Origin of the sequence: Pseudomonas sp. BR20, assembly GCF_050780135.1 — a bacterium.
Taxonomy (GTDB): Bacteria; Pseudomonadota; Gammaproteobacteria; order Pseudomonadales; family Pseudomonadaceae; genus Aquipseudomonas.
On record NZ_CP172012.1, the window covers coordinates 4,794,640 to 4,806,994 of the forward strand.

Sequence of the window (12,355 nt, forward strand, 5' to 3'; positions counted from 1 at the left end):
TTAAAGGGTGTTCAACCGCACCGATACACTAGCATCGCGCCACACTTGCTCTAAAACAACAACCGCGAAAAATCACAGCAGGCCTGTGCCAGCCGCGCCACGTCCTGGTTCAAGCCGAACTGGCGGTCCACCCGGTGCAATGCCACGTACTGGATACTCGGCAACTCCGGCTGCGTGACCAGCGCGCGTAATGCGCCGTGCTCGATCAGATGGGACAAACACGCCTTGGGCAGATAGCTCACGCCGATCCCCGACAGCGCCAACCCCACCTGCACCAGCAGGTTATGGCTGGTGAGCGTGCGCGGCATCTGCACGTTGTGCGCGGCCAGCCAACGCTCGTAGATCAAGCCGGTGCCCGACTGCGAACCCTGGGTCAGGACGGTGTAATCGGCCAGCACTTCCAGGCTTACGGGGTCGGGGTTGGGGATCAGGCCCGGTGCGCAGATCCAGGCGTTTTCCACACTTTGCAACGCAGTGCTGTGGAAGCGCGGGTCGCTGTACACGTCCGGCACAATCACCAGGTCGAGCTGGTCGCTTTCCAGCTTGCGAAACAGTTCGCTGCTCAGTTCCACTGACGGTTCGATCTGCACCTTGGGGTAGGCCTGACGCAACGCTTCCACCAGCGCCGGCAGCCAGGTCAATGCGGTGAGTTCGGTGACGCCGAGGCGAAAACGGCGCACCAGCACTTCGCGGGCGCTGACCCGTTCGAGCAGTTGGTCGCGGCTGTTGAGCAGGTCGCGGGCGTAGTCGAGCAGCTCACCGCCCTTCTCCGTCAGCCGGGCGTTGCGCTTGCTGCGATCGAAAATCTCGACGTCGAAGGTGTCTTCCAACTCCTGGATGCGCTTGGAAATGGCCGACTGAGACATGTTCAGCTTGTTCGCCGCCGCTTCAAAGCTGCCGAGTTCGGCAATCCAGTACAGCGCATCGATTTGCTTGAAGGTGATCATGGTGGCCAACTCATGAGAAAAAGCGATGCTATCACATCATAAAATATCGCTAAAACTCTTCGATCATCACTCCTAAGATCCGGCCATAGCCCATCGCTATCTAACAATTCTGGAGATTTGCCATGTCCTTGCCCGGTTCACGCATCCTTCCCAACGCGCCCATGGCCCCCGCCGAACTGGTCGAGGCGTTTGCTCAGGTGGTCACGCCGCATATCAGCGACAACCTCGGCCGTCATATCGGCGCCCGTGGCCTGACGCGCTACAACCGCAGCGGCAAGCTGGTGGGCACGGCGATCACGGTCAAGACCCGCCCCGGCGACAACCTGCTGATCTACAAGGCCATGAGCATGCTGCAACCCGGCCATGTACTGGTGGTGGACGGCCAGGGCGACACCAATAACGCGGTGATCGGTGAGCTGGTCAAGCTCTACGCCCAACAGCGTGGTTGCGTGGGGTTTGTGATCGACGGCGCGATTCGCGATGTCGCCAGCTTTGAGGACACCCCTTGCTACGCCCGCGCCGTGGTGCACACCGGCCCGTACAAAACCGGCCCCGGCGAAGTGAACGTGCCGGTGTCCATCGGCGGCATGGTGATCAACCCCGGCGACCTGCTGGTGGGTGATGAAGACGGCCTGGTCGCGTTCTCCCAGGCCGACGCCACCGAAGTGCTGCGCCGCGCCGCGCAACATGCCGAGCATGAAGAAGCGGTCAAGGCAGAGATCGCCAGCGGTGCGGTGCGCCAGAGCTGGATCGACAAGGCCCTCAACAATGCCGGCCTGGTGTGAAGGAGTCAGAGATGAGCACTGCATTTTTGTCGGACCGTGTCCTGGGCATCGCGCCCTCCCCCAGCATCGCCGCCAACGCCTTGGTCACCGAGTTGCGCGCCCAGGGCCGCGACATCGTCAACTTCACCGTGGGCGAGCCGGACTTCGACACCCCGGCGCATATTCTTGAGGCCGCCAGCCTGGCGATGCACAGCGGTGATACCCATTACACCGCCACCACCGGCACCCTCGCGCTGCGCCAGGCCATCTGCCTGAAACTGCAGCGCGACAATGATCTGGTGTATGGCCTGGATGAAGTCGTCGCCGGTTGCGGTGGCAAGCACATCATTTATCACGCGTTGGCCGCCACCTTGAATCGCGGCGATGAAGTCATCGTGCACACGCCGTATTGGGTCTCGTACCCGGACATCGCGCGGCTTAACGATGCCACACCGGTGATCATTCCGGGCGATGAAAGCCTGGGTTTCAAGCTGTCGCCCGCCGCGCTCGAAGAAGCGATCACCCCACGCACCAAATGGGTGATCCTCAACAGCCCGAACAACCCCAGCGGCGCGGTGTACAGCGAAGCCGAACTCTTGGCCCTGGCGCAGGTGCTGCGCCGCCATCCCCATGTGCTGGTCATGGCCGATGAGATCTACGAACACTTCGTCTACGGCGACGCCCGGCATGTGCCGTTGACACGCCTGGCGCCCGACCTCAAGCCGCGCACGCTGATCGTCAACGGCGCGTCCAAGGGCTATGCGATGACCGGTTGGCGCCTGGGCTTTGGTGCCGGGCCGGCGTGGTTGATCGCGGCCATCGCCAAGTTGCTGTCACAGACCACCACCTGCCCCAGCTCGTTGAGCCAGGCCGCCGCCGTGGCTGCGTTTGCCGGTGACCAGGCGCCTATCGCCGCGATGCGCGGGGAATACCGGCAGCGCCGCGCACTGATGCTGGAGCGACTGGCGGGTATTCCCGGCCTGAGCATCATCCCGCCCGATGGCGCGTTCTATGTGTTCGCCAACGTCAGCGGCCTGATGGGCAAGCTCACCCCCCAAGGTGATCGCCTCGACAGCGACACCCAACTGGTGGACTACCTGCTGCGCGACTACGGCCTGGCCACCGTCAGCGGCGCGGCCTACGGCATGTCGCCGTATGTGCGCCTGTCCTTCGCAAGCTCCCTGGACGTGATCGAAGAAGGGTGCCGTCGCCTCAAAGACGCATGCCACGACCTGCGCTGACGGCCCCCCGTAACACCCGGCGACCAGCGGACGGCCGCCTTTTGACTGCCTAGAACAACAACTTAAAAATCATTGATCTCAAATGAGGCACTCCCATGCACACGCCCCGTATCGCGCTGGTCTGGCAAATCATGATCGGCTTGCTCGCCGGTATCGCCATTGGTGCCCTGCTGCACCGCTTTCCCGAATCCCGGCCGTGGCTGGTGGACAATGTCCTGCAACCGGCGGGCGACATCTTTATCAAGCTGATGAAAATGATCGTAGTGCCCATCGTGTTTTCCTGCATGGTGGTGGGCATTGCCGGGCACGGTGACGGCAAATCCCTGGGCCGTATCGGGGTCAAATCCCTGAGCTATTTTTTCTGCATCACCACCCTGGCGATCATCATCGGCCTGGTCATGGGCAACCTGCTCAAGCCCGGCGCCGGCACTGAACTATCCAGCCTGCACGCGGCGAATATCACCCTGCCCACCAGTACCGGCGCCGGTCATAGCCTGGGGCAGATCATCGTCGGCATCATCCCCGACAACGTGGTCAACGCCATGGCCCAGGGCAGCCTGTTGTCGGTGCTGTTTTTTGCGGTGATGTTCGGCCTGGGCGTGGCGCGCTTGCCCGCCGAGCGCAAAGACCCGGTCATCGCGCTGTTGCGTGGCGTCAGCGACGCGATGTTCAAGGTCACTTCGATGATCATGGCCTACTCGCCCATCGGCGTGTTCGGCATGATCGCCGTGACCGTGGCCAACTTCGGCTTCAGCTCGTTGCTGCCGCTGGCCAAGCTGATCATGGTCAGCTATGTGGCCATCGCGTTCTTTGTGCTGGTGGTGCTCAACCTGGTGGCGCGCGTGTGCGGGATCAACCTGTTCGCGCTGATGCGCCATATCAAGGATGAACTGGTACTGGCCTTCTCCACGGCCAGCTCGGCGGCGGTGATGCCGCAACTGATGAAAAAACTCGAGACCTACGGCGTACCCCCTTCGCTGGTGAGCTTTGTGGTGCCGGTGGGTTACTCGTTCAACCTCGACGGCGCCTCACTGTTCCTCGGCATCGGCACCCTGTTCGTCGCGCAGTTGTACGGCATCGACTTGAGCCTGGGCGATCAGGCCTTGCTGGTGGTGACCATGGTACTCACCTCCAAGGGGGCGGCCGGGGTACCGGGGTTCATGTTCGTGATTCTCTCGGCCACCCTCGCCAGCGCCGGTCTGCCGTTGGAAGGCATCGCGTTTATCGCCGGGGTGTACCGCTTGATGGAGATGCCGACCACCGCACTGAATGTGCTGGGCAATGCGTTGGCGCCGTTGGTGATTGCCAAGTGGGAGGGGCGTGAGGTGCGGGCTGGGCATGAGTCGGGTGGGAGAAACGTTCCCTCGCTGTAATGTGAACGCTACGAATAAAGGCGCTCCGGAGAGCGCCTTTATTCATTCCAGCCTTACTGCTCGCTGATGGATTTCACCTCAGCCTTGGCAGCACCGCCAATCGCAATGCGCTTAGGCTTGGCTTCCTCCGGAACCACCCTGAGCAGGTCGATGCTCAGCAACCCGTTGGCGAGTTGCGCGCCCTGCACTTCAATGTGGTCGACCAGGCGGAACGACAAACGGAACGCGCGCTGGGCGATGCCTTGGTGCAGGTAGGTGATGCCCTCGTTGTGTTCGCGCTTGCCACCGGCGACGGTCAACACGCCTTTTTCCACCTGGATCTCCAGGTCATCCTCCACCAGGCCTGCCGCCGCGATGACGATCCGGTAGTGATCTTCACCGTGCTTTTCGACGTTGTGGGGTGGGTAGGTGGTACCGGCCTCGCTGCGAAGCGCCGATTCAAAGAGGTCGTTGAAACGGTCAAAGCCGACGGAATGACGGAACAGTGGGGCCAACGAAAGAGTAGTAGCCATTGCAAAATCTCCTGAGTTTTCTCCAAGTGATTTGAGACGCGACCCGTATTCGGCATCGCGTAAAACCTAAGTAGGTTCAGGGCTGAAAATTTCAAGCGTCGTCACAAAAAAATTTATCCGGTGCGCTGATCACTGGTAGACAGGCTGGCGCGACAGGGCCCAAGGCCCCTCATTCGAACAATCACTCAACACCACATAGCTAAACGGCAATTGCTGACTAGACTCATGGGCGCACCGCACTGGCATTGGGAATCGCTGCATGAGTGAAACAAACGCGCGGGCTGGTATGTTTTCCAGCCCGTGGCGACACAGAGAGCTGTTATTTTCCATGGTCCAGCGGGAGGTGATTGGACGTTATCGAGGCTCCATCATGGGGCTGTTGTGGTCGTTCCTTAACCCGCTATTCATGTTGCTGGTCTACACCTTCGTGTTCAGCGTGATGTTCAAGCTGCGCTGGCCTGCGGGCGACGGTTCGCGCACCGAGTTTGCGCTGCTGGTGTTTGCCGGCCTGCTGGTGTTCAACGTGTTCGCCGAATGCGTGGGACGTGCGCCGGGCCTGATCATCGCCAATGCCAACTACGTCAAGAAAGTCATGTTCCCCCTGGAGATCCTGCCGTGGGTGGTGTTGGGCGCCGTGTTGTTCCATACCCTGGCCAGCCTGGTGATCTGGCTGGTCTTCCACCTGGTGTTTTTCGGCTTGCCGCCCCTGACCTGCGTGTTGCTGCCCTTGGTGTTACTGCCACTGGTGCTGTTCACCCTGGGAATCAGCTGGCTATTGGCATCGCTGGGGGTTTACCTACGTGATGTCGGCCAGATAGTCGGCGTGCTGACCACGGCACTGATGTTTGTCTCGGCGATTTTTTACCCGACCAGCGCATTTCCGCCGGCCTACCAGGGCATCCTCCACCTCAACCCCCTCACCCTGGTGGTCGAACAGGCCCGTGACGTGCTGTTCTGGGGCGTGGTGCCGGACCTTTTCACCTGGGCCTGCGGCCTGCTCGTGGCCGGTGGCGTGGCCTGGCTGGGGTTCGCCTGGTTCCAGAAAACCCGCAAAGGATTTGCCGATGTGCTCTGACATCGCCGTACAAACGGCCCTCCTGAGTAAGAGCTATCACATCTACGACACGCCCAGGGATCGCCTGTGGCAGATGTTGTCTCGCGGCAAAAAGCAGTTCTATCGCGAGTTCTGGGCACTGCGGGACGTGTCGCTGGAACTGCGCAAAGGTGAAACGGTAGGGATCATCGGCCGCAACGGCAGCGGCAAATCGACGCTGTTGCAACTGATCTGCGGCACGCTCAGTGCCACCTCCGGCAACATTCAGAGCCATGGCCGCGTGGCGGCGTTGCTGGAGCTGGGCTCGGGCTTCAATCACGATTTCACCGGGCGTGAAAACGTGTATATGAACGGTGCCGTATTGGGGCTCAGTCGCGCGGAAATCGACGCCCGGTTTGCCCAGATCACCGACTTTGCCAATATCGGCGACTTCATCGACCAACCCACCAAGACCTATTCAAGCGGCATGCTGGTGCGGCTGGCCTTCGCGGTGGCGGTGTGCGTGGAGCCCGACATCCTGATCGTCGATGAAGCCCTGGCAGTGGGTGACGCGTCCTTTCAGTTCAAATGCCTCAATCGGCTGGAAGCCCTCACGCAGCAAGGCACGACGCTGCTGTTTGTGTCCCATGACATGGGCATGGTCAAACGCTTTTGCAATCGGGTGATTTACCTGCGTGAGGGCCAGGTGCGCGCCAGTGGCTCTCCCGAAGAAATGGCCGAACTCTACCTGCTGGAGATGCGTGACGAGCAGCGCCGCTGGGCCAGTGGCGGCACGGTGGCGGTCGCCCCCAAGGCGTTTCTTGCCCAACAGGCTGGCATCGCCTTTGGCACCGATGAGGGCCATATCGTTGCGGCCTGCTTTACCAACACGGACAGCCTGTATTCGAGTTTTGTGTATGGCGAGACCATCCAACTGCGTATCGAAACCCGGGTTCGCGACAGCATCGAGCTGCCGACCCTCAGCGTGACGATCCAGGAGGCGCGGCTGCTGGTGATCGGCGGGGCCAACCTGCCGCTGCACCCGGAGGCAGCGCAAGACGGCTGGCGCAAGGCGACGCTCAACGTCCGCTTCCCCGCCAACCTCGCGGCGGGCAAGTACCACATCACGCTGAAACTGATGAACGGGCACCTCGAAGAAACCGCGCAGCTGATCGAGAAGCAGGTCGCGCTGCTGGCATTCGATACCTTGCCGGGCACCAAGGAATTCCTTGGGTTCGTCGATCTGGGGATAGAAGCCGCTCCTGCCCCTCACACGAATGAAACGAGGGCGCTGCCATGAGCCGAGAGTGGCAGGTCGGGATCTTCGGGACATTCGATGTCGCCAATTATGGCGACTTGCTGTTTCCCATCCTCGCCGAGGCGGAATTGACCCGGCGCCTGGGCGCGATAACGCTGTACCGGTTTTCCTATCACAGTAAAACGCCGCCCGAATGGCCGTACGAGGTCACATCGCTGACCCGCTTGCCGGACATCGCCGGGCAGTTGGATGGGGTGTTGATCGGCGGTGGCTTCATCGTGCGTTTCGACAAGCTGGTCGCCAGCGGTTATTACCCCCCGGATGCCGCCATTCACCACCCCACCGGTTACTGGCTGACGCCCGCACTGATCGCGTTGCAACACGGCGTCCCGTTGATCTGGAATGCACCGGGCATGCATTGCAACGACATCCCACCATGGGCCGCACCGTTGGTGAAACTGACCCTCGAACACAGCCCACATATCAGGGTACGCGATGCGCTGTCCCAAGCGGTCCTGGCCCAGCTGTCGCCGACGGCCGAGGTCGAGGTGCTCCCCGACACAGCCTTTGGTCTTCCACGCCTGCTCGATCCTCAATCGCCTTCTACCCGGTTCCTGGAGCTGTGCACCAGCGCCGGCTTGACCCGCCCCTATCTGGTGATGCATGCAATGTGGGGGTTGGACAGCTTCCTGCAGCTGTGGCGAACCCATGCCGGGCAGTTCGAGGACTTGCAACTGCTGCTGCTGCCCATAGGGCCGGTGCTCGGTGATCATGAAACCGTGCTGGGCGACGGCCTTGCGCGCTCGCGGTGCCTGCCCTTCTGGCCCGAGCCCCTGTTGCTGGCGGAGCTGCTCGCCCATGCCGAAGGGGTGATCGGACACAGCTACCACTTGGCGATCAGTGCACTGGCCTTTGGTGTGCCGATCTTCTGCTCGGCGGACCTGGGCACCGGCAAATACACCGCGCTGCCCAGCCACGGGCGCATATTCCAATTACGCCGGGACCAGCCGATTGATCCGCAGTGGTTTCGCGCACAGCTGGGCAAGCAGCCGGTGTCCCAGGTGACCGCCCACGCGATGGTGCAGATCGACGCGCACTGGGACCGCGCGGCCGAGTTGATCCGCGAAGGTCGCAGGCCCACGCAGCCCGCGCTCAACCGCTACTGGCAAGCCTTGCCGGGCGTTCTCGAAGACCTGCACTCACAGCTCCAAAGCCAGGCCGAGGACCGGCAACGCGAACGCGAGCAACATCAACAGGCATTGGAAACGCTGTATCGCTCCAACTCGTTCAAGCTGACGGCGCCGTTGCGCCATCTTCGCCGTACCCTGAAGAAATGGCTGGGAGCCCTTCGACATGATTGACCTGAGCAAACTGACGGCCCACCGCCTGCAAACCGCACCTTTTTCCTGGGCGCAAATCGGTGCGCTTTACACCGCCGAAAATGCCAGGGCGCTGGCCGAAACCTACCCGCACGACCACTTCAAGACGGTCTCCGGCTACGGCGGGGCCAAGGACTACGAGTACGAGGCGCGGCAGTTGATCGCCATGGGCAGCCACCAGGTGGTTAACCCACAGGCGTTGAGTCCGCAATGGCTGGCACTGGCCCACAGCCTCTGTTCGCCGCAGTACCGCCAGGCCATCTCCGCGCTGACCGGGGTGGACGTGACCGAGGCGCCCATGGAGGCCAACCTGTTCCACTACGGCCCCGGGGCCAACCTCGGGCCGCACCCGGATCTGGACGACAAACTGGTCACGCACATTTTGTACTTCAATCAGACCTGGGACCCCGCCGACGGCGGCTGCCTGCAGATCCTCGGCTCTGCCACACCGACCGATATCGTCGCGCAAGTGACGCCCGAGGTCGGCAACTCGGCGATTCTCGTGCGCGCCGAAAACTCCTGGCATGCCGTTTCACGAGTGGTCGAGGGTTGCCGCTCTTCCAGGCGCAGCGTGACGGTGACGTTTTACCGCACAGGGTCTACCAGCTCGATGTGGCCGGCCAACGACCCAACCCCCCTGCACGCTTACGGCGAACAGCACAACACCACGTTTTCGTAAAGGACCGCACCATGGATAAGGACAATCTGGCCACCCTTGAGCGCGAAAGCGCTCACGTGGAACGCGATGCGGCCATCAGGGAACGAGATGCGGCGCTGGCCTACATCGACATGTTGAAAAATACCCGCTCGTGGCGGATCACCAAGCCCTTGCGAGTCCTACTGCATTGGTTCAGGTATCGGTCACGACACATCGAAGCCGACACCTTCGAGTTCCTGCATGGGCACCTTCTGCCGTTGCCCACTGCGTCGAAAAACCCGCTGTCGCCATCGGCTGATTTATCGTCACCAGGGGCGCGCTTCGACATCCTCTGCTTCGCCAATATCGACTGGGCCGCACGCTACCAGCGCCCGCAGCAGTTGATGAGCCAGTTCGCCCGTCACGGCTACCGCGTGTTCTACATCGTCCCCTCCCGAAGCGCCGAGCCTGGCCAGGCCTACAACACCCTGGAAGTGGCGCCCGGGGTATTCGAGGTGACGTTGCAACGCGACGAGTTCGTGGACTGCTACAACCAGCGCATGCCGGAAAAACACCTGCACGCCTACGCCAACGCGATCGATGCGCTGGCCAAGGATTTGCGCATAAAAACCGCGGTCAGCGTGGTGCACCTGGCGTTCTGGGCCCCGCTCGCGCATCGGTTGCGCGGCGCCCACGGCTGGAAAATCCAGTACGACTGCATGGACGACTGGGTGGGCTTTCCCGGTATCGGCGAGACGTTGCTGGAGGACGAACACACCCTGGTCCGAGACGCCGACCTGGTGACGGTCACCGCCGCGCTGTTGCAGGAAAAATGGGCCCCGATGAGCCGCAACTGCCTGTTGCTGCGCAATGGCGTGGATGTCGAGTTCTTCGAACGCAATTGTGTGCCCAATGCCCTGATGGCGGAGATCGAGCGGCCCCTGATCGGCTTCTACGGTGCCCTGGCCGAATGGGTCGACCTGCCGCTGGTCGCGAGCATCGCCCGGCTGCGGCCGGACTGGAACTTTGTGCTGATCGGCGACATTTTCGTCAAGGACCTGGCCGGGCTGGACCGCCTGCCCAACGTGCATTTACTCGGCAGGAAGCCCTATGCACAGATGCCACTGTATCTCTACCACTTCAATGTCTGCCTGATCCCGTTCCGCCTGTATAACGTGACCCACGCGGTCGATCCGGTGAAGTTCTACGAATTCATCAGCGCCGGCAAACCCGTGGTGTCGGTGCCACTGGAAGAAATGCAGATCTACGCGGATTTCGTGTATTTCGCCAGCGAACCGCAGGCCTTCATCGAGCAGATCGAACGCGCCCTGAACGAAACCGATACCCAGGCCGCTACCCGGCGCGTGGCACTCGCCAGCGCCAATGACTGGCGCCACCGCTTCGACACCAACCTCAGCGCGCTGACGGCCTTGCACCCAAAAGTGTCGATCGTGATCGTCACCTACAACAACGTCGAACTGACCCAGGGCTGTATCCAGAGCCTGCTGCGCAACACCACGTACCCCGATTACGAGCTGATCATTGTCGACAATGCGTCCTCGGACGACACGCGCAACTACCTGCGTTACCTGGGCCGCACCCAAGCGAACGTCACCCTGGTGCTCAATGACCGCAACCTGGGCTTCGCCGCCGCGAATAACCAGGGGCTGCGCCTGGCGAGCGGGGAATACCTGGTGCTGCTCAACAACGATACCGTGGTGCCCAAGGGCTGGATCGACCCGTTGCTGCGCCACCTGCAAGACCCACAGATCGGCCTGGTCGGCCCGATGACCAACTCGGTAGGCAACGAAGCGAAGGTGGTCGTCGACTACGTCGGCCTTGAGCACATGGAGGCCTTCGCCGATCAGCACGTTGCGCGGCATCGCGGCCGCACCTTCGATATCAGCATGCTCGCCATGTTCTGCGTGGTCATGCGCCGCGAGGTGCTGGAACGCATTGGTTGGCTGGATGAAGCGTTCGGCATCGGCATGTTCGAAGACGATGACTATAGCCGGCGCATCCAGGCGGCCGGCCTGAGGACCGTGTGCGCCGAGGATGCCTTCATCCACCATTACGGGCAGGCGTCCTTCAAGAAGCTGATCGCCAGCGGCGAATATCAAGCGCTGTGGGACAAGAACCAGGCGTACTTTGAAAGCAAATGGGGCGCATGGACGCGCCCTGAACCGCAGCGAAAATCGGGTAACCCTTGACCAACCAAAGGAAGACACCGTGTTCAAGCGAATCATGAACAAGCTCAACGGTAAGCGCGAAGGGATCAGCGCCGACAAGCAAGTCACGGCGGATCACTGGTCAGAAAACATGGCCGGCTCCGACGCCTTTTCTGCGGATGTCTATTGGCTGGCGGTACCGACCGTACAACGCCGCCATCAGCATAAGGCAACGGCGGGCAGCGGCCATCCGGGCTGGGTGCAGTACTGCCTGAAGGAGTTTCTCGGCAGCCCGGCGCCAGGCACACGGATGCTGAGCATCGGCTGCGGCACCGGCACTCTGGAGCGCGAACTCTACACGCTCAAGGCCTTCGAGCACTGTGACGCGGTGGATATAGCGCCTGCCGCACTCGAAGTAGCCAGAGCCGAAGCGCTGGCGATGGGCGCGTCGACGATCCAATACTCCCTGTGTGATATCGAACGGACTGACCTGCCGGGCGATCACTACGACGCGGTCTGGTTCAATGGCTCGCTCCATCATATCCGCGAACTGGAGGTGGTCTGCCAGCGGGTTCGCCATAGCCTGAAGCCCGGCGGCTGGCTGTTTTTCAATGAGTATGTCGGGGCCAATCACTTTGCCTTTGATGCCCAGCAACGCGCGGCCATCAGCCATGCGTTCGGCTTGATTCCCGAGCATTTGCGCCGCTCATTCGTGAAGGGTTCATACGGCCAGGTTCAACAGGTCGTGCCACTGCCCGACCCCGCCGAGGTGGTGAAAGTCGACCCGTCGGAGGCCGTGCGCTCGGCAGACATTCTGCAGGTGGTGCAGGAGCACTTTGATGTGCGTGCACTGAACCTCTGCGGGGGCTCGTTACTGCAGTTTCTACTGCACGGTATCGCCGGCAACTTCACCCCGGACAATCCGCACTCCCTCAGGGTGCTGCAGATGCTGTTCGACATCGAAGACGGGCTGATCGAGTCAGGCACCCTGAAAAGCGACTTTGTGGTGGTCGCCGCGTCGCCGAGAACGTCCGGATGAGGTC

General features: G+C 61.7%; 10 protein-coding genes and 1 pseudogene. 9 read left to right on the forward strand and 2 right to left on the reverse strand.

Annotated elements, in window-relative coordinates:
- Nucleotides 1–50: 50 nt before the first annotated feature.
- Complete coding sequence (locus ACHPFG_RS22000; protein ID WP_431700416.1) at nucleotides 51–947, reverse strand: LysR family transcriptional regulator; 897 nt, start codon at nucleotides 945–947, stop codon at nucleotides 51–53.
- A gap of 122 nt (nucleotides 948–1,069) precedes the next feature.
- Here ACHPFG_RS22000 and ACHPFG_RS22005 point away from each other — a divergent pair, with 122 nt between their 5' ends.
- The 3 genes from ACHPFG_RS22005 (at nucleotide 1,070) to ACHPFG_RS22015 (ending at nucleotide 4,325) form a co-directional block, all read left to right on the forward strand.
- A complete protein-coding gene (locus tag ACHPFG_RS22005; protein ID WP_131699846.1) occupies nucleotides 1,070–1,732 on the forward strand; it encodes an RraA family protein in 663 nt (220 codons plus the stop codon).
- A gap of 11 nt (nucleotides 1,733–1,743) precedes the next feature.
- Entirely contained in the window at nucleotides 1,744–2,952 is a 1,209-nt protein-coding gene (locus ACHPFG_RS22010; protein WP_431700417.1) for a pyridoxal phosphate-dependent aminotransferase, read from the forward strand.
- 95 nt (nucleotides 2,953–3,047) lie between these two features.
- Entirely contained in the window at nucleotides 3,048–4,325 is a 1,278-nt protein-coding gene (locus ACHPFG_RS22015; RefSeq protein ID WP_431700418.1) for a cation:dicarboxylate symporter family transporter, read from the forward strand.
- Between the two features lie 53 nt (nucleotides 4,326–4,378).
- On the opposite strand, the gene ACHPFG_RS22020 is transcribed toward ACHPFG_RS22015, so the two are convergent.
- The gene (locus ACHPFG_RS22020) at nucleotides 4,379–4,837 is read right to left on the reverse strand and encodes an Hsp20 family protein (protein WP_053130927.1); all 459 of its coding nucleotides are present in this window, start codon (nucleotides 4,835–4,837) and stop codon (nucleotides 4,379–4,381) included.
- Nucleotides 4,838–5,096: 259 nt separating this feature from the next.
- Here ACHPFG_RS22020 and ACHPFG_RS22025 point away from each other — a divergent pair, with 259 nt between their 5' ends.
- The 6 genes and pseudogenes from ACHPFG_RS22025 (at nucleotide 5,097) to ACHPFG_RS22050 (ending at nucleotide 12,351) form a co-directional block, all read left to right on the forward strand.
- Entirely contained in the window at nucleotides 5,097–5,912 is an 816-nt protein-coding gene (locus tag ACHPFG_RS22025) for an ABC transporter permease (RefSeq protein ID WP_431700419.1), read from the forward strand.
- On the forward strand, nucleotides 5,902–7,170 hold the full coding sequence (locus ACHPFG_RS22030) for an ABC transporter ATP-binding protein (protein ID WP_431700420.1): 1,269 nt from the start codon (nucleotides 5,902–5,904) through the stop codon (nucleotides 7,168–7,170). Before ACHPFG_RS22025 ends, ACHPFG_RS22030 begins: the two co-directional genes overlap by 11 nt.
- A pseudogene (locus tag ACHPFG_RS22035) lies at nucleotides 7,167–8,048 on the forward strand (polysaccharide pyruvyl transferase family protein); the annotation flags it as partial. The gene ACHPFG_RS22030 and the pseudogene ACHPFG_RS22035, both read left to right, overlap by 4 nt.
- 433 nt (nucleotides 8,049–8,481) lie before the next feature.
- Nucleotides 8,482–9,186, forward strand: a complete 705-nt coding sequence (locus ACHPFG_RS22040; protein ID WP_431700421.1) for a 2OG-Fe(II) oxygenase family protein — start codon at nucleotides 8,482–8,484, stop codon at nucleotides 9,184–9,186.
- Between the two features lie 11 nt (nucleotides 9,187–9,197).
- A complete protein-coding gene (locus ACHPFG_RS22045; protein WP_431700422.1) occupies nucleotides 9,198–11,354 on the forward strand; it encodes a glycosyltransferase in 2,157 nt (718 codons plus the stop codon).
- A gap of 19 nt (nucleotides 11,355–11,373) precedes the next feature.
- Nucleotides 11,374–12,351, forward strand: coding sequence for a class I SAM-dependent methyltransferase (locus ACHPFG_RS22050; RefSeq protein WP_431700423.1), 978 nt, complete (start codon nucleotides 11,374–11,376; stop codon nucleotides 12,349–12,351).
- Nucleotides 12,352–12,355: the final 4 nt, after the last annotated feature.

Coding starts and splice junctions, on each gene's coding strand:
- ACHPFG_RS22005 (WP_131699846.1), top strand. CDS start 1,070: ATGTCCTTGCCCGGTTCACGCATCCTTCCCAACGCGCCCATGGCCCCC.
- ACHPFG_RS22010 (WP_431700417.1), top strand. CDS start 1,744: ATGAGCACTGCATTTTTGTCGGACCGTGTCCTGGGCATCGCGCCCTCC.
- ACHPFG_RS22040 (WP_431700421.1), top strand. CDS start 8,482: ATGATTGACCTGAGCAAACTGACGGCCCACCGCCTGCAAACCGCACCT.
- ACHPFG_RS22020 (WP_053130927.1), bottom strand. CDS start 4,837: ATGGCTACTACTCTTTCGTTGGCCCCACTGTTCCGTCATTCCGTCGGC.
- ACHPFG_RS22045 (WP_431700422.1), top strand. CDS start 9,198: ATGGATAAGGACAATCTGGCCACCCTTGAGCGCGAAAGCGCTCACGTG.
- ACHPFG_RS22000 (WP_431700416.1), bottom strand. CDS start 947: ATGATCACCTTCAAGCAAATCGATGCGCTGTACTGGATTGCCGAACTC.
- ACHPFG_RS22025 (WP_431700419.1), top strand. CDS start 5,097: ATGAGTGAAACAAACGCGCGGGCTGGTATGTTTTCCAGCCCGTGGCGA.
- ACHPFG_RS22030 (WP_431700420.1), top strand. CDS start 5,902: ATGTGCTCTGACATCGCCGTACAAACGGCCCTCCTGAGTAAGAGCTAT.
- ACHPFG_RS22015 (WP_431700418.1), top strand. CDS start 3,048: ATGCACACGCCCCGTATCGCGCTGGTCTGGCAAATCATGATCGGCTTG.